The sequence below is a fragment of the Rhizobium sp. 11_C7_N12_5 genome, from assembly GCF_051811145.1.
Lineage (GTDB): Bacteria > Pseudomonadota > Alphaproteobacteria > Rhizobiales > Rhizobiaceae > Rhizobium > Rhizobium lusitanum.
The window spans coordinates 89,133-111,861 of sequence record NZ_JBPWPY010000002.1; the positions used below are offsets into that span (position 1 = coordinate 89,133).

Here is a 22,729-nt window from a genome sequence, read left to right on the forward strand (position 1 = left end):
AGACCGATCGCCGCTTGGCGTCAGCGCGCTTTGTAGCTGACCGAAATCTTTGCACCTGCCAAAGCGGTCCGGGCCAGTTGTGTGGCGTCGAGACCGAGCGAGCCGATTTGCAAGGGTTTGTCGAAGGCGAGATCGAGGGTAAAGAAGCCCGTCGGATGCGGCAGATCCTGCACGAAGCGAAGTAGGGCCTTTTTTGATTCCGCGTCGATCTGGTTGTCCGGAAGAATCTGTAGGGCCGCCACGGCGTTGCCGCGCAATTGGTTGATGCCCTGCTCGGGATCGTCCGCGCCCGTCAGCTGCTGTTGAAATGCGGCAAGCGACGGGACGGCCATTCCCTCGAACAGACCCTGATTATCGAGCCGGAAGCGCAGATGCGTCAGGCCGACAGAACCGCCTTGGGTCAATGTCTGCACATTCGTGTCTTTGGGCAGGGTGAGCTCAGCCGATAGGGACGCTTTGCCGAGGCGTAGATTGGTGAGGTCCAACTCCTGAATGTCCAGATAGCCGTCCTTGGGGTCGAAGCGAAATGCGCCCGAAATATCCATCGGCCATTGCTGGGCCGTGGCGATGTAGTTGGCAAGCGCATTGTCCAACAGCGGTGTAAAGCGCATGCCTTCGACGGAGAATCGTCCCCAGGTGGGAACATGGTTGGGCTTGCTGGCGATGGTCTTGAGGAAGGCGACAAGGTCGTCGCCCTTCAATTCCGCGCGATCGAAAGTCCATCCCATTCTGTTGCCGGACTTGAAAAGTCCGTTTGTCACCGCACAGCCATCGTGCAGTTCGGAGATGGCAAAGCCATCCCTATGTTGGACGACTGCGCTGCTGTCGACAAGCTCGGCACATGGGGTTCCGGCCGCCGCAGCGGAAAGAGGGGCGAAAGAGAAGAGGAGAGGCAACAGCAGGAAGGAGCGCATCTTTACGGTTCTCTGATTGAGGAGATCGGCAAATACAAAGTCGCGCCATGTTCTCGGCCGTGCTGCTTATGTCAAGCGATGTAGCTTCCTCCTCATGGTATTCCTCCGGCCGGCAGCCGTGTCCTAAGGTTCCAGGACACGGGGTCTTTGCCTTGCCTATGCGGCGGCGCGGTCGGTCATAGACCTGCGGCGCAACGCCGCCTTCAAAATCGCCGGCGGATTGTAGTTCGCCTCAAGCGGCCCGATATCGGTGCCGGGTGGGACGATCGCGTCGATCTGATCAAGGATCTCGTCGGTCAATCGGACCTCGGAGGCCGCGAGCAGATCGTCGAAGTGCTCCATCTTGCGAGGACCGATTATTGCGGATGTGACGCCGGGATGTGCCATCACGAAACCCAAGGCCATATGCGCCAGCGGCAGCCCTGCTTCCTGCGCCAGGGGAATAAGCTGCTCGACCGCGTCCAGCCTGCGTTCGTCGGACATCTGCTTCGGAAAACGTCTGGCGCGTCCGCTATCGGGCTGTGGTTCGCCCTTGCGGTAGCGGCCGGTGAGCATGCCCATCGCCAGCGGGCTCCAGACCATCGCACCCATTCCGTAGCGCTCACAGGCAGGCAGTACCTCGCGTTCGATGCCGCGGTTCAGGATGGAATAGGGCGGCTGTTCGGTGCGGAAGCGCGCCAGCCCGCGCCGTTCCGCGATCCACTGCGCTTCGATGATCTCCGAGACCGGGAATGTCGAAGAGCCGATGGCGCGCACTTTCCCCGCCCGCATCAGGTCGGTGAGGGCGGAAAGGGTTTCCTCGATGTCGGTATCCGGTGCCGGCCGATGGATCTGGAAGAGGTCGATGTGGTCGGTCTGCAACCGGCGCAAGGAGTCCTCCACGGCGCGCATGAGCCAGCGCCGCGAATTGCCCTGTTGGTTAGGATCGTCACCCATCGGGATATGCGCCTTCGTGGCCAGCACGATATTATCGCGCCTGCCCTTGAGCGCCTTGCCCACGATCTCTTCCGATTCACCTCGGCTATACGCATCGGCGGTGTCGATGAAGTTGATGCCTGCATCCAGGGCCTTGTGGATGATCCGGATGCCTTCGTCGTGATCGGGATTGCCGGCGGCGCCGAACATCATCGCGCCGAGGCAATAAGGGCTGACTTTGATGCCGGTTTTTCCCAGCGTGCGATATTGCATGGTCTATTCCTTCTTCTGTTCAGTGATCCGGGGCGGTGCCCACCTGCTGCGTCAAATTTCCCGCGCGCGCATCACCAAGGGAGCGGGCCTTCCGCGCTCGTAAACGTGCCCGTCGGGCCGTTCACGTCGAGGGCGACGCGCACGGGGTTGCGGGCACCCTGTTCGACCGTCTCGATGCCCTCGAAGTTGTTGAGGGCGGTTGCGGTGAAGCCCGGACCTGCGGCATTGACCTTGATGTTTGTCGATTCGAGTTCAATCGCGAAGGAAAGCGTGATCGCATTGAGGGCAGTCTTCGATGCGGCGTAGACGACGCCGAATCCCGAGCGATAGGGAAAGTTCGGGTCAGCGTTCAACGTCAGCGAGCCGACGCCGCTCGTTACATTGACGATGCGCCCTGCAGGTGCTTCACGCAGCAAAGGAAGTATCGCCTGTGTGACGGCAATGACCCCGAACACATTCGTCTCGAAAACAGCGCGCACCTCGTCGAGTGACGCAACGCTGGCGCGGCTCGACTGCAGTATCTCGGCGAGCGATCTGCCCGGCCTTCCCGCATGCGAGATGGCCGCGTTGTTGACAAGCAGGTCAAGGCGGCCAAGCTCGATCCGGATGCGCTCCGCTACTGCGGCGATGGAGGCCTGATCGGTGACATCGAGCTGGAGGGCACGGGCATCCGCTCCGATGCTTTTGGCTGCCTCTTCACCACGCTCGAGGTTTCGCGATCCGACGAGCACAGTGTAGCCGTTAGCCGCGAGTTCCCTGGCGATTTGAAGACCGATCCCTTGGTTGGCCCCGGTGACGAGGGCGACGGGTTTGTCCTGCACAATCATTCTCCTTTGGCGCAGCGATCTGTGGCAAGCGCCACTGTCCTGTGTTAGAAAGATAAACGGAACGCTATTCCGGTTTATACGGAACAATGTTCCGTTTAGCAAATGGAAAAATGCATGAGCGATAAAATCGACGAGCGGGATGATGTCGGGGAGCCAACGGGCTCGACAGATCGGCGCGTACGCGCTGACGCCCAGCGCAATCTCGACGGGCTGCTGCGGGCGGCCATGGCGGTGTTCGCAGCTTCCGGGGTGGACGCTCCCGTGCGTGAAATCGCAAAGACTGCCGGCGTCGGCGTCGGCACGGTCTATCGCCACTTTCCGCAGCGCTCCGACCTCATCAAGGCGGTCTTCCGTCGCGAGATCGATGCCTGTGCGGACGCGGCATCCGTTTTGGCCGGGGAGTACGATCCCGGCGAAGCGCTGGCGCGGTGGATGCAGCGTTTTGTCGACTTCATCTCGGCCAAGCGTGGATTGGCCGCTGCACTTCATTCCGGCGATCCGGCCTACGAAGCCTTGCCGGCCTATTTCGACAAGCGGCTGCGTCCAGCGCTGGAATCATTGCTGGATGCCGCCGCTGCGGCGGGCGAGATACGGGCCGGGGTCGAGCCGAACGACCTGCTGCATGCGGTCGCAAGGCTCTGCACGCCAGCCCATAATGTCGGGCCTGATCACGCGCGGCGGATGGTAGCGCTGCTCATCGATGGCCTGCGTTACGGAGCGGGCGCGAACAATCCTAGGTAACGTGCCGCATGTTTACTGTGCGTCATGTGTTGAGCAAGCGCCGCAGCGGTTCCTATGCTCTTCCGGGCAACGGCTTTGATGTCGAAAACATCAGAAGCGAGAAAAATATACGAAGTTCAAAAAACTGTCTCGATAATAAAACCAGTTGCGTTATTGCATCAGATATGCGACATCATAGTCAGTTGCGAAATGCAATCAGATGGAGGACGTCATGAGCAAGGTGCGAGTTGCAGCATTTTCCCTCTCCGTTGACGGTTTTGGTGCGGGACCCGAGCAGAGCCTCAATGATCCGCTGGGCAAGCGTGGAATGGAGCTTCACAGCTGGTTTTTCCGCACGCGCACGTTCCAGCAGATGTTCGGGAAGGAGGAGGGCTCGACCGATGTGGACGATGACTATGCCGCGCGGGGGATGGCCAATTTCGGCGCCTTCATTCTTGGCCGAAACATGTTTGGCCCGATCCGCGGCGAATGGCCGGATGATAGCTGGAAAGGATGGTGGGGAAATAATCCTCCATACCATACCCCAACCTACATACTGACGCATTATCCTCGCCCATCAATCGAGATGGAGGGCGGCACGACATTCCATTTCGTCACGGGCGGCATTGAGGCGGCGCTTGCGCAAGCAAAGGCTGCTGCCGGTGGCAGGGATGTGAAGATCGGCGGCGGCGTCAGCACAGTGCGCCAATATCTGAGTGCCGGTCTGATTGACGAGGTCCATTTTGCAATCTCGCCGGTCGTGCTTGGCAAGGGTGAGGCTATGTTCGAGGGAATTGACCTGCCCGCCCTTGGCTTCCGCGTCAGCGAGCATGTCGCAACCGCTCATGCGACCCATGTCGTTCTGACCAAATAGGCAGTCCAGGTTGACGCGGAAATCCGGATGCCAACCTGTCCAGTTCATTCGGAAGGAGTGAGCCCGATATTGAAGCGCCATGGTGTTATCCGGCGCTTCTCGATCGGTCACTCCATGCACTTAGGCCCTATCACTTTGACCGGTAGCGCTCGGCCTGAACAGCGCTTGAAAGATGCGGTAGCATAACCTGTCGTGTCGCTTCCCAGGCATCGTATTCTGCCGCGTCCATCAGTGAGGGTATCGTTGCAAACTCGGCCCGGTCGAGGCCCACGAGGGCCGCATCGACGAGATCCTCGGTTGACATGACCCACTCGCTCGGCAAGTTGCTGGACGGCAAGCCGGCAACATCCCAGAATTCAGTCGCCGTAGCGCCGGGCATCACGACCTGCACATGAACGCCGGTGTCTTTGAGTTCCTTGCGCAGCGAATGGCTGAAAGACAATACGAATGCCTTCGTCCCTCCGTAAACACCGTTCAGCAACTCCGGCGCAATGGCGACGATGGAGGAGATGTTGATGATGGTGCCTTTGCCACGCGCAACGAACCCTGGCACGGCGGCATAGGTCAATCGTGTGAGTGCCGTAACATTGATGTCGATCATGCTTTGCATGTCGTCGACCGATGCCGAGGCGAGCGGTGCGGCGCTGCCGAAGCCGGCATTGTTGACGAGATGGGTGATCGTACTGTCCGTTTTCAGGGTCGCTTCGACTTGGTCGCGCTGGGCGCCATCGGTCAGGTCTGCGACGATCGTGCGAACCTTCACTCCGTACCGGCCGGCAAGCCTGTCGGCGACGGCGTCGAGCTTTTGCCTATTGCGTGCGACGAGGATGAGATCGTGGCCGCGTGCTGCGAATCTGTCAGCATAGACGGCGCCGATGCCAGACGATGCGCCGGTGATGAGAACGGTTCCATGGGAGGTGATCATTGTACTGTCCTTGTCCTGCTTCGAAGGGTTTTTGTTTTTAAGAATGACAGAATGGTAACGCTGGACGGCAATGTCTCAAATGTCATATAACCGGCAAAAACGGACAAACGTCTGGAGATGCGCATGAGACAGATCGGCTTCATCATGGAAGACGGGTTTCAAGTGATGGGGATGGCGGCGCTGACGGCGTTTGAATTTGCCAATGCCGATCTCGGCCATGAAGCCTATCGATTGAGCGTCATGTCGGAGAGGGGAGGCACGATCCGCTCTTCGCTCGGCATAGGTATCGAGACACAGGCGCTGGGCGACTTCCCCGATACGCTCATGGTGATCGGGGAAATGGTGCCTCGTCCCATCACTCCCGCCCTTCGGAATTACATTGCGGCTGCGGGCCTGGAGTCGCGTCGTGTCGCCGGCGTATGTACCGGCGCATTCCTTTTGGCGGAGGCCGGGCTTCTCGACGGCAGGACTGCCACCACGCACTGGATACATGCCCGCACTCTCCAGGAGCGCTTCCCCTCGATCAAGGTGGATGAAGACCGGATCTTCGTTGTCGATGGCAATATCTGGACCTCGGCCGGCATGAGCTCCGCCATCGATCTGACGCTGGCACTGATCGAAGACGACCACGGGGTAGAACTCGCCCGCGCGATCGCCCGTAAAATGGTTGTTTATCATCGGCGCCCCGGCGGGCAGTCGCAGTTCTCGGCCCTGTTGGAACTGGAGCCGCGTTCGGATCGGGTTCGTCGCGCCCTGGTCCATGCCAAGGAGCATCTCCGCAATCCCCTGACGGTCGAGGAACTAGCCGAGGCGGCAAGCCTTAGCGCGCGTCAGTTCAGCCGCATCTTTCGCGAGGAAACCGGCCAGTCGCCCGCCAAGGCCGTCGAACGGCTGAGGCTGGAGGCGGCCAAGATCATGCTCGAAGAAGGCCGTCACTCCATGGATGTCGTGGCGCGCGATACTGGTTTTGCCGATCGCGACCGCATGCGTCGCGCATTCCTTCGCTTCTTTGGCCAACCGCCGCAGAGCTTGCGGCGCAGCCTCAGGCTGATCGAAGGCGAGGAGGAGGTATTACTTCCGGGTCGATGAAAGATGAACTCATGCCTGTGGATTGAGCGGGCGCTTGCGTGGAAGCCTCCATTATCGGGGCAGGCTGCTGCAGGCGAGCAGAATGCCCGGTCCGTGCGTTTCGACGCGGAGGAAACACCTCCCGGCTGATTGCCGTCGAGGGGAGTATGTCGTTGAAGTTGCAATTCGTTCTGAAACACAGCCGCGGTCGCCGTGTATTCCGTGGCCCATGCGAATCCACTGCTGAAGCTAATGTCATAAGGAAGTGAACGCGAAGCTTGACCACCGCGCCAGACGGGAAACATAGATAGCAAACAGGTCGGTTTTGGCTGGAAATCAATATTGTGGAAATCGAGTCGCATTTTGCCTCTTTCGTGCGTGTCCTGGGCCAAGTGGCTGTCATCGTCTACGCCTTTTCCTGGGTCATCCGGACGGTCGAACGCGGCGTTTTGAAATCCGTCGCTGTCGGGTTGCTGTTCGGCGTGGGCGGCATCCTGTCGATGAGCGATCCCATTCGTTGGATGCCTGGCGTCTTTCAGGACGGCCGCTCGGTTCTGCTCGTCCTTACGCCGATCTATGGCGGTCCGGTCGGAACTGTGGTGGCGGTGATCATGATGGCCTTGTTTCGTTTCGCAGCCGGCGGCATCGGGGCTGTCGGCGGCGTGGTGGGTATCATGGCCGTTGCGACCACCGGATATGTCTTGACGCTGCTGCCGCGCCAATGGATCGGGACTGGCTGGAAACGATCTGCCTTGTTTGGCCTGGCGACCGGCGCATCGCTTATTGTTCTCGCTTTCCTGCCTTCGCCGCTCGCGCATCAGCTCCTCGTTTCGGCGACGCTTCCTGCGATGGCGACCAATTTCCTCGGCGTCCTCCTGCTGTCGGATCTGCTTGAGCGGGAGTGGTATCGTATCGGCATTCAACGCGTGCTCGAGAACGAAGCCAGCGTCGATCCGCTGACAAGGCTGCCAAATCGCCGCGTGCTGCAGCGTGAAGGCGATCGCTGCAGCAAGGAAGCGGGAACCCGGCGTATCCCTTTTTCGATCATCATGCTCGATATCGATCACTTCAAGAAGATCAACGACAGCTACGGGCACTCCTTTGGCGATACGGTCCTTGCCCGGGTGGCGGACATAATACGGCAGACCGTGCGCAAGACCGATATCGCTGCCCGCTACGGCGGCGAGGAGATCGTCGTCCTCTTACCAAATACAGACACAAGGGCTGCTGCCATCGTTGCCGAAAAGATCCGCAAGGATATCGAAGCGACGGTGCTGACGTTCGATAACAATGCCATCAATGTCACCGTAAGCATCGGCGTTGCGTGTTCGGATGAACCCGCCACCGACTTCAAACATGTGCTGGAGGCTGCCGACAAGGCGCTCTATCGTGCGAAGGCCGGCGGGAGAAATCGTGTGGAGAAGGCGAATGCCGCCTGAAGACGATCGGTAGGAGACGATTGAACGCGGGTCGTTGCGGCCACGAGGCCGCATGAGATGATGTGCTCGCCCAGGCTCACGACCTCCTCGTGATCTATCTTCCCAATTGGTGTTGATCTGCTGCTCGTCAGAACAGCGCGCAGATCACGCTGTCCACGGGCACGACCATCAAACTGCCCGAAAACATCGAGGTTGAGACCTTCAAGGTCGGCGAGCGGGTTTCGGTGAAATACACCATACAGAAATCCGCCTCTCCCAGGCCGCGCGAAATATATTCGGCGGTCTTTTGATCGTCTTCCACGACGAGAATTTTCATGCTTCGGCAGCGCTCCTAGAGCCTGGCTGAACAAGGTGTCAGCGGCCTGAACGGCAGCCGCCATGGATGGTACATTGACGACGTGCGGATTTCTGGTTAGCTGTGATGTCATGAAGATCGCAATGGTTCTTGTCGTGGTAAGAGGGCGCATGGGCAGGATGGTGTAGCCATCCGGCGAAAGCACCCATGCGCGGTAAGCAGGCTCCTGACGGGGCCTTTTTTTATGCCCGCAATTCGGGCCGCGCCTCGTCAGATTTCACGCTCCCCCCACTGACAAGACGGACATAGCCATGACGGGCAATCATTCCATTGAGACTTCGCGCACGCAATCGACCGGAGAAACGGACAAAATTCCGGCTGCCGCTCCGCCGCGATTGACAACTCTCATATTGCTTTCGGCGCTTGCGGTACTGCCGGTAAACATGATCCTGCCGTCGCTGCCGAATATCGCTGCTGAGTTCCGGGCGGATCGCGCCCTCGTCAATCTTTCGGTCGCAGGATACGCGATCGTAACCGCCCTGATCGCGCTCATAGCAGGCGCGGCGTCGGATCGGTATGGACGCAGACCGGTCGTATTGATCGCGGTCTCCATCTTCATAGCCGCCTCTGCCGGCTGTGCTCTTGCCGGCAATATCGGCGTATTCCTTTTGTGTCGGGCGATGCAGGCGTCCATCGATGCCTGCTTCTCCATTGCCCTCGTCATCATCCGGGAAACCTCGAGCGATCGCAAAGCCGCAAGCAGGTTCGGCTATCTTGCCATGGGCTGGGCCGTCGCGCCGATGCTTGGCCCGATGTTGGGTGGGTTGCTGGACGAACTATTCGGATGGCGAGCGAATTTCTTTATTCTGGCTATCCTCGGCGCGGCTATTTTCGCATTGTCGATGCGCGATGTCAGGGAAACGGCCTTACGTTCCACAAGACCGCGGGGTAACTACCTCGCTGCCTATGGGACGCTGGCAAGCTCGGCGCGGTTCTGGGCCCATGCCGCGTGCATGGCCTGCTCCATGGGGACGTTCTATATCTTTCTCGGAGGTGCGCCGCTGGTTGTCGCCAAGTCGCTTGGGGCGTCCGGCGCGGAACTTGGCTTTTACATGGGCATGACGCCGGCCGGCTTTATCCTCGGCAGCTATTTGACCGGCCGCTACGCCGCTCGCTATGCGCTGAGCACAACAGTTATCGTCGCACGTCTCTTGACCTGCCTGGGATTGCTGATCGGCTTCGCCTTATCGATGTTGGGCACGACGCATATTCTTGCGTTCTTCGGCCCGTGCATGTTCATCGGCATAGGCAACGGCCTGACCATGCCCGCGGCCAACGCCAGTGTACTGTCCATACGTGCCGATCTTTCCGGCACGGCCATGGGGCTAGCCACCGCGATGAGGATTGCCGGTGGAGCGCTCATAGCCTCTGCTGCCGGCTTGTTGCTCGATCGCTCGGGCGCGACCTATGTGCTTCTCGGAACAATGCTGGCATCCGCGTCGCTAGCGTTGTTGGCGGCACTTGGCGCAGCCGTGATCGAGAGACGCATAACCAAGCTCGTGTCAGCGTGATGGCGATCTTTCATTGCCACTGTCATAAACCTGGCCTATCTGGCGTTGGCTGCATGTCGTCATCCGTTCGCTCACGTCGGGCTTGTCGCATCGTGGCGTAAAGTCCGACGATAGCGGCGGCAAAGCCTGAAGCGGCACCGATGCCGAGCGCCCAGCGAGGGCCGTAATGATCGGCCACCCAGCCGACGATCGGGGCGCCGATCGGCGTACCCCCGAGTGCAATGCTGACGCGCAGCGCCATCACTCTTCCGCGCATGGCCGGCGCTGTTGAAAGCTGCATGAGGCTGTTCGTGGTATTGGTGAAGGTGAGCGCCGCAATGCCGGTGACGATGAGAGCGGCGGCAAATAGCCAATAGCCGGGAGCAAACGCCGCCAGCGTGCAGCCGATCCCGAAAACACCGGCGCCGACAGGAAGGCCCTGGAAGCGTACCTTTTCACGGCCGGCGTTCAGGAGGGCGCCGGTAATCGTTCCAATCGCCATCATTGATGACAGGAGGCCGTATCCCGCAGCGTCGGCGTGGAAGATGCCGACCGCCATCGCGGATATGAAGATCGGGAAATTCAGGCCAAAGGTTCCGATCAGAAACAGCATGAGCAACATTGCCCTGAGGTCCGCCCGGCTCCGGACGTAGCGGAGCCCTTCGACGAAGTTTCCCCTGGCGCGGATCACCCTGGCATTCGAGCGCAATTGGTCGACGCGCAGGAAGGCGAGCGAGACGAGCACCGCCACGAAGGACACGCCGTTGATCAGGAAGGCCCAGCCCGTACCGATCGCTGCGATGACAACGCCGGAGACAGCTGGACCGACCATGCGCGCGACGTTGAAGGAGGTCGAATTGAGCGCAACCGCATTTGACAGGTTCTCGTCGCCGACGAGTTCGGCGACGAAGGTCTGGCGAACGGGAGCATCGAGGGCAGCCGCGCTGCCGAATAGGAAGGCGAAGATGTAGACGTGCCACAGCTGCACGATGCCGAGGACGGTTAGGGCGCCGAGCGCCAGGGAGAGGCCGCCCATCGTGGCCTGGGTGGCGATGAGGAGTTTGCGCTGGTTGAAACGGTCCGCCGCATATCCCGTCCAGGGCAACAGCAGCAGCTGCGGCGCGAATTGCAGCGCCATGACGGTGCCGACGGCCGAGGCATCATGATGGGTGAGCTCTGCAAAGACCAGCCAGTCCTGGGCCGTGCGCTGAACCCAGGTGCCGATATTGGAGACCAGCGAGCCCGCTGCCCAGACGCGATAGTTGAAATGCCGCATCGACCGGAAGGTGGCGGCGAGCGGGCTCTTCTTCATGGACGGCTGGGCGTATTGCCGCCGTTGAAGCGACCGAAATGCCACGCCATCATCACTGCGAGCAGGAAGGCGCCCACGCTGGCAACGGCGGCATCTCCCACATCATCGAGTGCGAAACCGCCGATATGTACGAGGAGCAGATAAGCAATGAAGAGATTGAAGAAGCCCCAGACCACGTTCGTCGTCGAGGACGAGTGTCCTTCACCCCGCGGCCTGGCGAAGGGGGTTTGGAACGGCTTGCCCATGACGCCGCTGACGACATGCGGCACAGCGTTCATCAGGAAAGCGCCGCCGAAAAAATAGGATATGAGATGAGAGATCGACATATTATTCGCTCCGGCTTGCAAGCAGTTGCATGACGTCGTGGGCAGTCCCGGTCTCGCCGAGCCGCGGGAAGATCTGGTTGATGCTGTATTCGTGCGCCTCGGTGCGCGCGTCCGTCATGGCATCGATGGCAAGCGTCACATTGAAGCCCTGTTCGTAGGCCTGTCGAGCTGTCGACTCGACGCCCGTGCCGGTCGCGACGCCGGTGATGACGACCTGTGTGACGCCTCGCGACTTCAACTGCCTATCCAGATCGGTACTGGCAAAAGCACCCCAAGTTCGCTTTGTCACGACGATGTCATCGGGCTGTCGATCGATCTGCGGAATGAAATCGGTGAAGTCCTCGGAAAGGACGCTCGCATGTTGTCGTTGTCGTTCCGTGCGGCCGGGCGCCACGCCGGCAACATTGACGAGCACGATGGGAAGCCGATGCTTGCGGAATGCACTGATCAACTCGACCGTCCTATCCACGATCGGGCCGATGGCGTGGATGAAGCGTGAGCCGATGATGCCCTTCTGGAGATCGACAACGATAAGTGCGGTCTTTGCGTCAAGCGCGGTCAGCGCCATGGGATTTCCTTTTTCGGATTGTTCGCAGATTTCGGGGGAGGAACCGTTGATGTCGATTGTTAATCGTCGACCAGCCGCCGCAGCAGCTCGAGGGATGTCCGGAGTTGCTCTTGCTCCTCCAGGGAAAGTCGCGCTTCGATCTTGCGATGCAGCCAATCCTGCCGCGCGGCACGGCCCTCCCGAATCAATCGAAGGCAGGTGTCGGTGAGCGACAGGATGGTTTGCCGCCCATCCGCCGGGTCCGGCACGCCATCGACAAGCCCGGCCGCCTCCAGCGCACTGACGACCGCCCCCATCGACTGCGGCCGCATGACTTCGGCGCGCGCGAGGTTTGATGTCGTCGCCGGCCCGTCCTTATCGAGGCGCAGAAGCACAGAAATCTGCGTCGGCGTCAGGTCTCCGACATTAGCCTGTTCACGCAGCCGGCGTTTGAGCTTGCTCATGATGCCGCGGAGATCCTGTGCGAGGGCGGCGGCATCCGCCATGTGAGGTTTATCCGATTGATCACTCATACGCACTTCATACCATATATGAAGGCAAACTGTAAAGATTATCTTCTAAGATAGGCTTATCATATGTACGCGAACTAGCGAAGCTCGCATTCTAACCAGCGGTCCTCGCCAATAATTTTGATTGACGCTTCAAGTCCTCTTGTAGCGTGCTCGGAATTCGCGCGGCGTGCAGCCTTCCCTTTCATGAAACAGCCGCGAAAAGTAAAAGGCGTCGCCGATCCCGACCCCAGCGGCAATGATCTCGATCTTGTCGTCGGTGGTTGCCAGCAACTCCTTGGCGTGATCCATGCGCACCCGAAGCTGGAAGCCCTTTGGCGACAGTCCGATTTCTGCCGTGACCTTTCGGCGCAGCGTGGCAGCCGACATTCCATGTTCGGCGGCGAATGCGGCCATGTCGAGTGGTTGCATGGCTCTTTTGCGAAGCGCTTCGACGATCGCGGCGATATCAGATCCGTCACGGCGTGACGGTGTCGCATGGCTTGCCTGCCGGGCCGCCGACACGACGATCTGGTGAAGAATTGCGGCGGCAGAGGCTCTGGCGAGGTTCGTATCGTCGAGCAGATCGGCGTGGAGACTGGTGAAGAGGCGCTGCACCCGGTCGAGATTGCGCAGGGTCACGATTGGGGATTGTTCGCTAATGAGCCGCAGTCGCACGAAGTCGCGCACGAGTGAACCTTCGAAAAGCGCCCACCGTTCGCTCCAGCCTGAAGCATCCGGCCCATATGAATGCTGTCGGCCCGGAAAAAGCCAGAAAAGCGCCGGCCCCTCCACGCTCTGCCGGCCACAGGCACCGGTCTCGAGAAAGCCCTGGCCTTGCTCCACCAGAACCACCGCATAACTTGGCAGCTTCCGGTCCCTGACCGCGTGCCTCACCTGCTGTTTTCCACTACCGGTGACTGCAAGGCCGCCGGCTGCTGCGAGAGGGGATCGATAGACTGCTTCGGCTGTTCTCATCTGAGCGAAAAGTCCAGTATGGCTTTCCTCTATGTAGGAGAGTGTCCTTATCCGCTACATTCTGGACACTATCAACGCAAGCTTCGGACGAGTGAAATGTCGGTTTCCGCACAGACGACGCAATCCAGCGAGGAGACGCCCGCCCTTACTGCTAACGGAAAGATCCTGTCGACGGCACCGGATCGGTTCGGATATCTGACGCCGACCGATCCGGCGATCGGTGTCGGGGCCATCCGCCGTCTTTACGAGGAGAACGGCTACGTATGGCTGAAGGGCTTTTTGCCGCGCAACGACGTCATCGAATTCCGCGGCTGGGTTTTCGGCCATCTGGCCAGCGTTGGACTGATCGAGCAGGGAACGGATCCGCGAGAAGGGATCGCAGGCGCGGCTGTGACGGACAACAGGGCAGTGGACCGATATCTCATGTCTCTGGTCCGGTCGGTTGCATATGAAGGCTTCTGCGCACAGCCACGCATGGCGCGTTTCATGGACGAATTTCTGTCGGGCATCTCCTATTTGCACAAGCGCAAGATCATGCGCCATGTCCGGCCCGGCACGACAACCGTGACGCCGGCGCATTACGATCTCGTCTATCTCCGCGGCGGCACGAGCCGGGTTGTGACCACATGGATTCCCCTTGGCGATATTCCGGTCGAAATGGGCGGCCTGGTCTATCTCGAAGGATCGCACACGATCGGCCTCAGAATGGAACGTGAATTCAGCGAGCAGAACGGGGATCTGAGCCCTGAGGAACGCATAAGCGCCTACAATCGAAACATGACGGAAGGCGGATGGGTTTCAAAGGACTTGCCCGACATGGCGGAGCGTTTCAATACGCGTTGGTTGGCCGCGGACTACCAGGCGGGAGACATCATGCTCCACTCGCCCTTTATGATCCACGCGTCGACGACCAATCAGGACAGGAGTCAGCGGCTGCGCCTGTCCACCGATATCAGGTACCAGAACGTCAATGACGAAATCGACGCACGATGGAACAACCATTGGAGCCTGGACGATATGCTCTAGCGTTGAGCGCGGATGACCTGACCTCCTGATCTGCTTGGCGCGGAGAAACGCATGCCATAGAATTGGAGAGGCATTGGCGGCGTCGGGCTCGGCCTGTCGATTGCCCCGGGGCGTTGCCCGGCAGCATGGTGGCGACATCCTCCTTCAGCCAAACAATCCCGGCCCCAGGGCAATCATCTCATTGCCGCAGGAGGGGCCATGTGGAGGCGTCCTCAAGGGTGAGCAGACGAATGAGGCGAGCGCGGCCTGCCAAGCTTGCGGAACAGCAACATGAGGCGGAAAGTTCACCGGACCTTTCCGCCCAACCTTGTTTGAGGGCTCGGCGGCAGATCTATCGCATTTGGAGCACGATGGGACTGCTGCTTGCCGGATCGGTGTGCGTGCGCAGGGCTTTCACGTCGTTTGCCACAACCGGTCCCCCTTGATTTCCCCAGGAGGAGCGCACGAAAGTCAGGACATCGGCGATCTGTTGATCCGAAAGCTGCTGTCTGAACGGAGGCATGCGATAGGCGTCCGGAATACCATTCGCCACGACGCGGCCGGAGCCGTTCAGGGTGACATTGATCTGGGACGCGTTTTCCTTCGCAAGCGACGAGGTCGATCCGGCCAGAGGTGGAATCCACGGCGCCTTTCCGCGGCCGTCGACACCATGACAGAAACTGCATTTCGCCACGAATGTCTGTGCGCCGGGGTTGTCTTGATGGGCAGGAAGGGAAGCGCTATCCGCGGCGGCCTTGACATATTGCCAGGGCGTCCCGTCGCGGGCAGGATCCCCAGGCAATGATTTCAGATAATGGCTGATCGCCCTCAGGTCGTCGTCGGTCATGAACTGCGTCGAATTGTTGAAGGCATCCGCCATCGAGCCGAAGACGACGCCGTGCTCGTTCCTGCCGTTCTTGAGAAATGCGTAGATGTCCTCCTCGGTCCACCGGCCGAGACCGGTATTGGGATCGCCCCGCAGGCTCGGGGCATACCAGCCGTCGAGAAGAGCGCCGGAAAGGTAGAGCGGGCTGCTTTCATCGAGCGCTTTTTCCGCCATGGTTATCGCACGCGGCGTATGACAGCTTCCACAATGCCCCGGCCCTTGGACGAGATAGGCACCCCGGTTCCAGCTGCTATCGCCGGCGGTCTTGGGTTGATAGGTTCCGCCCTCTGTGAAAACCGCGTTCCACAGAGCCAACGGCCAACGCATGTTCAGCGGCCATTTTATGTCCGAAAGCCTGCTTGCCTGATGAACCGGCTCGACCCGGTTCATGAAGTAGGCATAGAGCGCCCGAATATCGTCGTCGCTCATCTTCACGTAAGACGGGTAGGGCATCGCCGGATAGAGACGCTGTCCATCGCGCGCCACGCCCTGGCGAACGGCGCGGTCGAAATCGGCGAGCGTATAGTTGCCGATGCCGGTTTCCTTGTCCGGCGTTATATTCGTGGTGAAGATGGAACCTAGCGGCGTCCCCATCTCGAGGCCTCCGGCAAAGGGGGCGCTTTTCGGAGTGCTGTGACAGGCAACGCAGTCACCCAGACGCGCGACATATTCGCCCTGTTGAAGCAGCTGCTCCGTTGGAGCCTGCGCCTCGGCGATATTGTCGAAGGGGGAGGCCGGTTTCCGGGTGACGAACCATGTGAGGCCGCCAGCGACAAGCACGACGATCAAAAGAAGAACCAGAAGAAATTTCCGCAAGGGTGCCTCACGTCTTTGCTAGAGGGTTTCGTATTCGGCTATTCGGGAGCCAGTCGCGATTGACTGCTTCGCCGAACAGACCGGATCAGCTTGCTGATTTCCGGCTCCCCGTCCGATAAATGGACCGGGAGCCGGAAACGTGCGCTGCGCAGCGAGAGCTGCGCTCTAGCTTTCGAACGTGTAGTTGGAGAGCGGCATGCTGCGGATCCGCTTGCCGGTCAGCGTCGAAACCGCATTGGCGACCGCCGGAGGAATGGCGGGAAGACCCGGCTCGCCGATGCCGCCCATCTCGGCCCCGCTTTCGATGATGCGAACATGCACGCGGGCCATGCGATCGGGCGGCAGGATCGGATAGAGATCATAGTTGCGCGCCACGGGCTCGCCGTTCTTGTAAACGGCTTCCTCCATCAGCACCTGCGATAATCCGAGAGCGGTTGCCGAGTTGATCTGTGCTTCGATGATTGCCGGATTGACGATGCTGCCGGGGTCGATTGCCTCCCAGACGTCGTGAACGACGACCTGCCCGTTGCGGATGGAGACTTCAGCTATCGCCGCCGTATGGCTGCCGAAGGGAGACGCCATTGCGAGGCCGCGCGCTCGGCGCGAGCCATCTTCCGCGGTGAACGGTCCCCGCTTCCAGCCGCCGGAGAGATCGCCGACGGCCTTCAGCAGATTGCTCAGCCGCTCATTCTTCTGCAGCAGCTTTAGGCGCAGTTCGTATGGATCCTGCCCGCCCTTGTCGGCCAGTTCGTCCAGAAATGTCTCATAGAAGAAGTCATTCATGGAATTGCCGACCGAACGCCAATAGGCGAGCATCGTCGGATTTTTCACGTAGATCTGGGCGATGCGGTAGTTGGGGATGGCATAGGACTTGCCGGTCAGGCCCTCCAGGGCTGTCGGATCCAGCGAGTCCTCCTTATGGCCGAAAACGCCTTCCGTCGGCCCTTCGCAAGCGCTGATGGCTTCGAGCGCGACGGGCATGCCGCTGGCGTCGAGCGCGCCCCGGAAACGCACCGCGGCCATCGGGCGCAGCGGGTCGCGCAGAAATTCCTCCTCGCGGCTCCAGATCAGCTTGACCGGGCGCCCCACCGCCTTGGCAAGTTGGATGGCCTGGGGATAGGGGTTGGCGGATGGATAGAGAAAATGGCGCCCGAAGAAGCCGCCGAGAAGCGGGCTGTGGACCGTGATTTTCGAAGCGTCGAGCCCGGTCAGCTTGGCAATGTCGGCCTGGAATTGCTCCGGCGCCTGGTTGGGCATCCAGACTTCTAGAGTGCCGTCCGGGTTGAAGCGTGCCAAGGTCGAGGGCGGCTCCAGTTGTGCGTGATGCACATACTGGCTCTTGTAGGTGGCCGAAACGACGGTCTTAGCGCTCGAGAGAGTCCCGGCGGTATCGCCGACATTCTCCGCGTCCTTGCCGGTGCCCGGCTCGTTTGCCAGCCGATCGCTGAAGGCTGCGGTAGAGAAATCCGCCGGCATCTGGCGAAACGCGGGATCGGCATCCGGGCCGGGCTCTTTCCAATCGACCTGAGCCGCTTCGGCGGCGCGCTTGGCATTCCACCACCGCTCGGCAACGACGCCAACAGCGCCTTGCAGGTTATGAACGGAGTGGACGCCCGGCATCGCGCGAAGCTGGTCTTCGTTGCGGATACGGCCGACGATCAGGCCTAGGCGCGGGGCGTGCTGGACGGCGGCATGCAGCATGCCGTCGACCTTGCAGTCCATCGCGTAGACCGCCTTGCCCGTCGATTTGTCATAGACATCGAGACGCTCGACCGGCTTGCCGATCCAGCGGAACTGGCTCGGGTCCCTGAGCGCCACGCTCGCAGGGTCCGGCACGGGAAGATCCAATGCCTCCGTCGCGACCTCGCCATAGGCAAGGGAGCGTCCGGACGCCGCATGGATCACCCGGCCCGGCTCTGTCGTCAGTTCGCCGATCGGCGCATCCAGGCGCTTGGCGGCGGCCTGCAGGATCATGTTGCGTGCGAGCGCACCGAGCTTGCGCATGGTCTCATAGCTCGTGCGCACCGACATGCTGCCGCCGGTGATGCGCATCTTGCCGTGCACGACCAGATAGTCGTTACCCGTCGGTGCGTTCTCGACCACGAACATTTTCGGATCGACATCGAGCTCTTCGCCGACGATCTGGGCCATCGCCGTGAAGACGCCCTGGCCGCCTTCGGCGAACGGGCTCATGAAGCGGACCGTGTTGTCGGGGCGGATTTCCAGAAACGCGGGGACGCGCGTGCCCGGAGGCATGGGGCCGGCGGCCTGCTGCGCTCGTGCGGTGCCGATCGGAACGCCGAAGCCGAGGACAAATGCGCCCGTTGCAGCCCCGGCGGAGGCAAGGAGAAAGCGCCGCCGCGAGATGTTGACCGGAGATCCGGTCGGGAATTCATCTTCGGGAACAAGATTGCGGTTGGACTCGGTCATAGCGTTTCTCCTTCTTTCGAGGAGAGGTCTTTGACGGCCGCCTTGATCGCGTTGTAGGTCCCGCATCGACAGAGATTGATCATCGCCGCGGCGATCTCTTCGTCGGAAGGATTGGGTGTCTCCTTGAGGAGTGCCGTTGCGGCGACGACCTGACCCGATTGACAGTAACCGCATTGCGGAACCTGGTGCTTGACCCAGGCGGTGACCACCCGTTTGCCGACGGGATCGTTCTCGATGGCCTCGATCGTGGTGATCTGGCGACCAACGACGCTGTCCAGTGGCGTCACGCATGAGCGCACCACTTCTCCATCCACCAGGACGGAACAGGCACCGCATTGCGCCAGCCCGCAGCCGTATTTCGTGCCTGTCAGGCCAAGTTCATCGCGGATGATCCAAAGGAGCGGCGTGTCTCCGTCCGAGGTGACTTGGTACGACTGACTATTGATCTGAAGATTCATGAAATGCCTCCTGCGGCTTTCGATTGCGAACCTTCAACGCCGTGCGTCGTTTGATGATCTGAATGCTCAACAACCGGATGACGCATAGCTCAGGCTCACAACCCCAGCCTACAATATTTAAGCTGTCTCATCAAAAAGATTAGTATGTGAATCGCGATAGAAGTTAGAAGCCAGATTCATAAATCATTGGCTGAGCAACACGATGATAGCGGCTTCGCATCATATATCGCCGAAGGCCGCCAGGATGCGGACCCAGGATCGGATCCCCTTGTGAAAGCTCGAGAGATCGTATTTCTCGTTCGGGCTGTGGACGCGGTTGTCGAAGCGGGCAAAGCCGACCAATAGCGCATCGCAGCCAAGCCGCCGCTTGAACTCGCCGATGATCGGGATCGATCCGCCAGTTCCCGCCAGTGCCGCCTCGCGCTGCCATTCCGTGCTCAATGCTTCGAGTGTCTTGCGCAGAAACGCGCTGTCGAGCGGCATCGTCGTTGCGGGCGCCAAGCCATGGTCCTTGAAGCTGACCGAGCAGTCGGCCGGAATACGAGCACGCACATGCGCCTGGAATGCGTCACGGATGGCGATCGGATCCTGGCCCTCGACCAGGCGAAAGGAGATCTTGGCGCTCGCCTTTGCCGGGATGACCGTTTTGAAACCAGCGCTTGTATAACCTCCACTCATGCCGTTGATCTCGCAGCTCGGACGCGCCCAGATCTGCTCGAGGATCGAGCGGTTCTTCTCGCCTGCGGGGATGCTGAGGCCGATATCGCGAAGGAAGCCTTCTTCATCGAAGGGTAGCGCCTGCCATTGCTTGCGAACCGCATCCGGCAATTCCCGCGTGCCGTCATAAAAGCCGGCGATGGCCACGCCGCCATCCGGCGTGCGCAGACTGGAAACGACATCCGCAAGGACTTGCAATGCATTGCGCGCGGCATTGCCGAACATGCCGGAATGCAGATCGCGATCGGCGCAGGTCACCTCGACTTCCTGGCCGACCAGGCCGCGCAGCATGGTTGTGACGGCCGGCGTGTCATGGTCCCACATGTCGGTATCGCAGACGAGAACCGTATCCGCGGCAAGCTCGGCGGCCGTCCTATCGAGAAATGGAGCCAGGCTCGGGCTGCCTGCCTCTTCCTCGCCCTCGAACAGCATGCTGACCTGGATGGGTAGGGCGCCTGTCACGGCTTTCCAGGCGCGACAGGCTTCCACGAAGGTCAGCAGCTGTCCCTTGTCATCCGATGCGCCGCGCGCGACGATGGCGGTGTCGCCGTTTTCGAGCGGCTGCAATACCGGTTCGAAGGGATCGGTGTTCCAGAGCGCCAGGGGATCGACGGGCTGCACATCGTAGTGGCCGTAAAAGAGCACATGCGCCCCGGATGCCGCCTTGTCGTGAGCGACCACCATGGGGTGGCCGGTGGTGTCCCGGACGGACGCATCGAAGCCCATGGCCGTCAGATCTGCGGAAAGCCATTCCGCGACCCGGCGGCAATGATCGCCATAGGCAGGATCGGTGGAGATGCTGGGAATGCGGATAAGGTCGAAGAGCCGACCCAGGCTTTGATCGATGGTGCGGTCGACATGGGCAAGAACGGCATCGATCTGATCGGCGGTAGGCTTCGGCATGGGCTCGTTTCCAGGCTGTGGGTTTCGCATCCTGCCACCGGCAGGCAGCGGATCATGCAAGGAAACGGCCCATGTTTCAAATCTTTAGCGTTGCCGCGCAGAGGTCATCCGCTATCGTCATCAATGCTCGATGGCGCAGCTGTGATCCTGCACATCCTCGCCGCCCATGCCGGGTTTAGCGACGTCAGTCAGAACGATGAAGCCGGGGCCTTCGGCGAAGTTGGCGCCGACAACGACGAGATTGTGACCGCCCATGTCCTTTGCCGGGTCCTTCAGGGTCTTGGCAAGCGCCAGGAATGGATTGAAGTCGCCCAGTGTTTCGCCCTTGACGCGGATCGCGGTGAACTGATGACCGGCAATAGCATCCGGCAGCGGCGCCCAATCGGTCCCGACGCGATCGGCATCGGCCTTCAGGACAGCGCGGGCATCCGTGCTGAGGCAGTCGATGTGGATGTGAAGCTGGTTCTGCGAGCGGGCCTGCTGCGCGTTGACGGCCAAGCTCAGACCGTCGCGAGGGATCGCATGCGGCAATCTGGAATCGACATCACCTTGTTCGGCCCAGGCATCGGCAAAGAAGTTGTGCGTCGCCGGATTGAGGAGATCGGGGCTTTCGATGCCGGTGATCTTGTCGGTGGGGATCAGAAGAAACTGCGCGATACCATTCAGGTCCTTCAGCATCGCATAGTGTTCGGCGGTGTTTACCGAGAGGCACGGAGCGGTTTGCACCGCGCATCTGTCATGAACGATCTTCCACAGCACATCCGAGTCGGCAAAGGCCGGAGCGAAAAGAAGGGGAAGGAATGAGGCGGCAAGAGCCGTGACGCGGCGAGGAGGTGTCATGGCAGGAAATTCCCTTGTTCAAACGGTGGGGCATTCTTCGAAATTGTGCAGGCTTAGCATGGAGCTGTGAGAGCGTTGTGACGGACATAATTGCCGCAAACCGCTCCTCACGATCGCTCCATCTTGGCCGCTACGCAATGTTTTATGTCCTGATGTCGTCACCAGGACATCGGTTGTAAGCTAGGGCACGACGTGATTCGTGCGCATTAAGATCAGTGCTATGATGATATTCAGTCACTGTAAGCGCCCTGCAACTATGGGAGCAATACGCGATGAAAGGAATGGCATCGAATGGCTTTCGATACGCGGCTTCTGACCGGCGTCGGCGTCCTCGCGGCGGTTACCGAAGCGGGAAACTTTGCGCGCGCCGCCGAGATCCTCGGCCTGACGCCATCGGGCGTGAGCCGGGCGGTAGCGCGCCTGGAGGCGCGGGTCGGCGTGCGCCTCTTCGATCGCAATCCCCGCGAGGTCAGCCTTACCGAAGAGGGACGACGCTTTCACGAACGGGTCATGCCGCTGCTGACGGGGCTGGACGAGGCCGCCGCCGAGGCGGCAGACGCGGCTGCGGTCGTAGGCGGCCGGTTACGCGTTTCGGTGGATCCATGGTTTGCGCGCATGGCGCTTGCCTCCGAGCTGCATCGGTTCCTGAGCCGCTATCCCCTGCTGTCAGTGGATTTCTCGACCAGCAACTACCGCGAGGAGATGATGGCGAGTGTCGATGTGGCGGTGCGCTTCGGGCCGCCGGACGCATCGTCTCTGATCGTGCGCAAGCTGCTGGAAACCCGCGTTTTGACGGTTGCTTCGCCGGCCTATCTTGAAAGGCAGGGCGAACCGCGCTCGCCGCACGATCTTGCCCATCACGAGGCGCTTCTCTTTCGCGATCCGCAAACCGGCGTTCCCTTCCCTTGGGAATTCCAGCGAGGAGACGAGTTGGTTGAGATCAGGCTGCGCAGTCGCCTGGTGTTGGACGACCCTTCGGTTGCCATTTCCGCATGCCTGGCGGGCAACGGCATTTTTCAAAGTCTGGCGATCGGCCTGGCGCCCTTCCTGTCACGGGGCGAACTCGTGCCGATCCTCTCTGAATGGTCGGAAGAGCTCTTTCCGCTCTATGCCTATCACCCCTCCCGCCATCTTCCGCCGGCGAAGGTCAGGGCTTTTCTGGATTTCGTCCAGGAAGTGGCTGCCGGATTGTGATCCTTTCC

General features: G+C 60.5%; 22 protein-coding genes. 8 read left to right on the forward strand and 14 right to left on the reverse strand.

The window, feature by feature from the left end; all coding sequences use genetic code 11:
• Positions 1 to 20: 20 nt before the first annotated feature.
• The 3 genes from AB8B29_RS19615 to AB8B29_RS19625 all read right to left on the reverse strand — a co-directional run bounded on the left by AB8B29_RS19615 (position 21) and on the right by AB8B29_RS19625 (position 2,929).
• The gene (locus tag AB8B29_RS19615) at positions 21 to 914 is read right to left on the reverse strand and encodes a hypothetical protein (protein ID WP_037192943.1); all 894 of its coding nucleotides are present in this window, start codon (positions 912 to 914) and stop codon (positions 21 to 23) included.
• A gap of 156 nt (positions 915 to 1,070) precedes the next feature.
• Complete coding sequence (locus AB8B29_RS19620) at positions 1,071 to 2,102, reverse strand: aldo/keto reductase (protein WP_037192941.1); 1,032 nt, start codon at positions 2,100 to 2,102, stop codon at positions 1,071 to 1,073.
• 71 nt (positions 2,103 to 2,173) lie between these two features.
• The gene (locus AB8B29_RS19625) at positions 2,174 to 2,929 is read right to left on the reverse strand and encodes an SDR family NAD(P)-dependent oxidoreductase (protein ID WP_197072730.1); all 756 of its coding nucleotides are present in this window, start codon (positions 2,927 to 2,929) and stop codon (positions 2,174 to 2,176) included.
• A gap of 114 nt (positions 2,930 to 3,043) precedes the next feature.
• Here AB8B29_RS19625 and AB8B29_RS19630 point away from each other — a divergent pair, with 114 nt between their 5' ends.
• Positions 3,044 to 3,670 carry a TetR/AcrR family transcriptional regulator gene (locus AB8B29_RS19630; RefSeq protein ID WP_037192937.1) on the forward strand — a complete coding sequence of 209 codons (627 nt, stop codon included), beginning with the start codon at positions 3,044 to 3,046 and terminating at the stop codon, positions 3,668 to 3,670.
• 211 nt (positions 3,671 to 3,881) lie between these two features.
• Positions 3,882 to 4,523: a dihydrofolate reductase family protein gene (locus AB8B29_RS19635; RefSeq protein ID WP_037193338.1), complete on the forward strand. Its 642-nt coding sequence runs from the start codon at positions 3,882 to 3,884 to the stop codon at positions 4,521 to 4,523.
• A gap of 130 nt (positions 4,524 to 4,653) precedes the next feature.
• On the opposite strand, the gene AB8B29_RS19640 is transcribed toward AB8B29_RS19635, so the two are convergent.
• Positions 4,654 to 5,448: an SDR family NAD(P)-dependent oxidoreductase gene (locus AB8B29_RS19640; protein WP_037192935.1), complete on the reverse strand. Its 795-nt coding sequence runs from the start codon at positions 5,446 to 5,448 to the stop codon at positions 4,654 to 4,656.
• Between the two features lie 123 nt (positions 5,449 to 5,571).
• Between AB8B29_RS19640 and AB8B29_RS19645 the strand changes: the two genes are divergently transcribed.
• From AB8B29_RS19645 to AB8B29_RS19660, 4 genes are all read left to right on the forward strand, one after another.
• Positions 5,572 to 6,537 carry a GlxA family transcriptional regulator gene (locus AB8B29_RS19645; protein ID WP_037192933.1) on the forward strand — a complete coding sequence of 322 codons (966 nt, stop codon included), beginning with the start codon at positions 5,572 to 5,574 and terminating at the stop codon, positions 6,535 to 6,537.
• Between the two features lie 323 nt (positions 6,538 to 6,860).
• The gene (locus AB8B29_RS19650; RefSeq protein ID WP_037192930.1) at positions 6,861 to 7,955 is read left to right on the forward strand and encodes a diguanylate cyclase; all 1,095 of its coding nucleotides are present in this window, start codon (positions 6,861 to 6,863) and stop codon (positions 7,953 to 7,955) included.
• A 173-nt stretch (positions 7,956 to 8,128) separates the two neighbouring features.
• Positions 8,129 to 8,245, forward strand: a complete 117-nt coding sequence (locus AB8B29_RS19655) for a hypothetical protein (protein WP_439006909.1) — start codon at positions 8,129 to 8,131, stop codon at positions 8,243 to 8,245.
• 316 nt (positions 8,246 to 8,561) lie between these two features.
• Positions 8,562 to 9,821, forward strand: coding sequence for an MFS transporter (locus AB8B29_RS19660; RefSeq protein WP_037192925.1), 1,260 nt, complete (start codon positions 8,562 to 8,564; stop codon positions 9,819 to 9,821).
• 22 nt (positions 9,822 to 9,843) lie between these two features.
• Here AB8B29_RS19660 and AB8B29_RS19665 read toward each other — a convergent pair whose 3' ends face one another.
• The 5 genes from AB8B29_RS19665 to AB8B29_RS19685 all read right to left on the reverse strand — a co-directional run bounded on the left by AB8B29_RS19665 (position 9,844) and on the right by AB8B29_RS19685 (position 13,472).
• The gene (locus AB8B29_RS19665; protein ID WP_051963323.1) at positions 9,844 to 11,112 is read right to left on the reverse strand and encodes an MFS transporter; all 1,269 of its coding nucleotides are present in this window, start codon (positions 11,110 to 11,112) and stop codon (positions 9,844 to 9,846) included.
• Positions 11,109 to 11,438 (reverse strand): hypothetical protein, encoded by a 330-nt coding sequence (locus tag AB8B29_RS19670; RefSeq protein ID WP_037192921.1) that lies wholly within the window; start codon positions 11,436 to 11,438, stop codon positions 11,109 to 11,111. Before AB8B29_RS19670 ends, AB8B29_RS19665 begins: the two co-directional genes overlap by 4 nt.
• 1 nt (position 11,439) lies before the next feature.
• The gene (locus AB8B29_RS19675; protein ID WP_037192919.1) at positions 11,440 to 12,006 is read right to left on the reverse strand and encodes an isochorismatase family protein; all 567 of its coding nucleotides are present in this window, start codon (positions 12,004 to 12,006) and stop codon (positions 11,440 to 11,442) included.
• A 59-nt stretch (positions 12,007 to 12,065) separates the two neighbouring features.
• Positions 12,066 to 12,491: a MarR family winged helix-turn-helix transcriptional regulator gene (locus tag AB8B29_RS19680; protein WP_245297466.1), complete on the reverse strand. Its 426-nt coding sequence runs from the start codon at positions 12,489 to 12,491 to the stop codon at positions 12,066 to 12,068.
• A gap of 156 nt (positions 12,492 to 12,647) precedes the next feature.
• Entirely contained in the window at positions 12,648 to 13,472 is an 825-nt protein-coding gene (locus AB8B29_RS19685) for a helix-turn-helix domain-containing protein (protein WP_037192915.1), read from the reverse strand.
• Positions 13,473 to 13,568: 96 nt separating this feature from the next.
• Between AB8B29_RS19685 and AB8B29_RS19690 the strand changes: the two genes are divergently transcribed.
• Positions 13,569 to 14,498: a phytanoyl-CoA dioxygenase family protein gene (locus tag AB8B29_RS19690; RefSeq protein ID WP_037192912.1), complete on the forward strand. Its 930-nt coding sequence runs from the start codon at positions 13,569 to 13,571 to the stop codon at positions 14,496 to 14,498.
• Between the two features lie 331 nt (positions 14,499 to 14,829).
• Here AB8B29_RS19690 and AB8B29_RS19695 read toward each other — a convergent pair whose 3' ends face one another.
• From AB8B29_RS19695 to AB8B29_RS19715, 5 genes are all read right to left on the reverse strand, one after another.
• Complete coding sequence (locus AB8B29_RS19695; RefSeq protein WP_037192910.1) at positions 14,830 to 16,179, reverse strand: c-type cytochrome; 1,350 nt, start codon at positions 16,177 to 16,179, stop codon at positions 14,830 to 14,832.
• Between the two features lie 165 nt (positions 16,180 to 16,344).
• Positions 16,345 to 18,609 (reverse strand): xanthine dehydrogenase family protein molybdopterin-binding subunit, encoded by a 2,265-nt coding sequence (locus AB8B29_RS19700; RefSeq protein ID WP_037192908.1) that lies wholly within the window; start codon positions 18,607 to 18,609, stop codon positions 16,345 to 16,347.
• The gene (locus tag AB8B29_RS19705) at positions 18,606 to 19,067 is read right to left on the reverse strand and encodes a (2Fe-2S)-binding protein (RefSeq protein ID WP_037192906.1); all 462 of its coding nucleotides are present in this window, start codon (positions 19,065 to 19,067) and stop codon (positions 18,606 to 18,608) included. Before AB8B29_RS19705 ends, AB8B29_RS19700 begins: the two co-directional genes overlap by 4 nt.
• Positions 19,068 to 19,286: 219 nt before the next feature.
• On the reverse strand, positions 19,287 to 20,687 hold the full coding sequence (locus AB8B29_RS19710) for a M20/M25/M40 family metallo-hydrolase (protein WP_037192904.1): 1,401 nt from the start codon (positions 20,685 to 20,687) through the stop codon (positions 19,287 to 19,289).
• A 120-nt stretch (positions 20,688 to 20,807) separates the two neighbouring features.
• On the reverse strand, positions 20,808 to 21,527 hold the full coding sequence (locus AB8B29_RS19715) for a CDP-diacylglycerol diphosphatase (RefSeq protein ID WP_037192901.1): 720 nt from the start codon (positions 21,525 to 21,527) through the stop codon (positions 20,808 to 20,810).
• 291 nt (positions 21,528 to 21,818) lie between these two features.
• On the opposite strand from AB8B29_RS19715, the gene AB8B29_RS19720 reads away from it, so the two are divergent.
• Positions 21,819 to 22,721 (forward strand): LysR family transcriptional regulator, encoded by a 903-nt coding sequence (locus AB8B29_RS19720; protein ID WP_037192898.1) that lies wholly within the window; start codon positions 21,819 to 21,821, stop codon positions 22,719 to 22,721.
• The last annotated feature ends 8 nt before the right edge of the window (positions 22,722 to 22,729 follow it).

Bases quoted from the DNA above. Each gene is read 5' to 3' on its own strand.
- AB8B29_RS19645 (WP_037192933.1), top strand. From the start codon at position 5,572: ATGAGACAGATCGGCTTCATCATGGAAGACGGGTTTCAAGTGATGGGG.
- AB8B29_RS19640 (WP_037192935.1), bottom strand. From the start codon at position 5,448: ATGATCACCTCCCATGGAACCGTTCTCATCACCGGCGCATCGTCTGGC.
- AB8B29_RS19635 (WP_037193338.1), top strand. From the start codon at position 3,882: ATGAGCAAGGTGCGAGTTGCAGCATTTTCCCTCTCCGTTGACGGTTTT.
- AB8B29_RS19705 (WP_037192906.1), bottom strand. From the start codon at position 19,067: ATGAATCTTCAGATCAATAGTCAGTCGTACCAAGTCACCTCGGACGGA.
- AB8B29_RS19630 (WP_037192937.1), top strand. From the start codon at position 3,044: ATGAGCGATAAAATCGACGAGCGGGATGATGTCGGGGAGCCAACGGGC.
- AB8B29_RS19700 (WP_037192908.1), bottom strand. From the start codon at position 18,609: ATGACCGAGTCCAACCGCAATCTTGTTCCCGAAGATGAATTCCCGACC.
- AB8B29_RS19675 (WP_037192919.1), bottom strand. From the start codon at position 12,006: ATGGCGCTGACCGCGCTTGACGCAAAGACCGCACTTATCGTTGTCGAT.
- AB8B29_RS19660 (WP_037192925.1), top strand. From the start codon at position 8,562: ATGACGGGCAATCATTCCATTGAGACTTCGCGCACGCAATCGACCGGA.
- AB8B29_RS19715 (WP_037192901.1), bottom strand. From the start codon at position 21,527: ATGACACCTCCTCGCCGCGTCACGGCTCTTGCCGCCTCATTCCTTCCC.
- AB8B29_RS19710 (WP_037192904.1), bottom strand. From the start codon at position 20,687: ATGCCGAAGCCTACCGCCGATCAGATCGATGCCGTTCTTGCCCATGTC.
- AB8B29_RS19625 (WP_197072730.1), bottom strand. From the start codon at position 2,929: ATGATTGTGCAGGACAAACCCGTCGCCCTCGTCACCGGGGCCAACCAA.
- AB8B29_RS19720 (WP_037192898.1), top strand. From the start codon at position 21,819: ATGGCTTTCGATACGCGGCTTCTGACCGGCGTCGGCGTCCTCGCGGCG.
- AB8B29_RS19615 (WP_037192943.1), bottom strand. From the start codon at position 914: ATGCGCTCCTTCCTGCTGTTGCCTCTCCTCTTCTCTTTCGCCCCTCTT.
- AB8B29_RS19670 (WP_037192921.1), bottom strand. From the start codon at position 11,438: ATGTCGATCTCTCATCTCATATCCTATTTTTTCGGCGGCGCTTTCCTG.
- AB8B29_RS19665 (WP_051963323.1), bottom strand. From the start codon at position 11,112: ATGAAGAAGAGCCCGCTCGCCGCCACCTTCCGGTCGATGCGGCATTTC.
- AB8B29_RS19690 (WP_037192912.1), top strand. From the start codon at position 13,569: ATGTCGGTTTCCGCACAGACGACGCAATCCAGCGAGGAGACGCCCGCC.
- AB8B29_RS19620 (WP_037192941.1), bottom strand. From the start codon at position 2,102: ATGCAATATCGCACGCTGGGAAAAACCGGCATCAAAGTCAGCCCTTAT.
- AB8B29_RS19680 (WP_245297466.1), bottom strand. From the start codon at position 12,491: ATGGCGGATGCCGCCGCCCTCGCACAGGATCTCCGCGGCATCATGAGC.
- AB8B29_RS19685 (WP_037192915.1), bottom strand. From the start codon at position 13,472: ATGAGAACAGCCGAAGCAGTCTATCGATCCCCTCTCGCAGCAGCCGGC.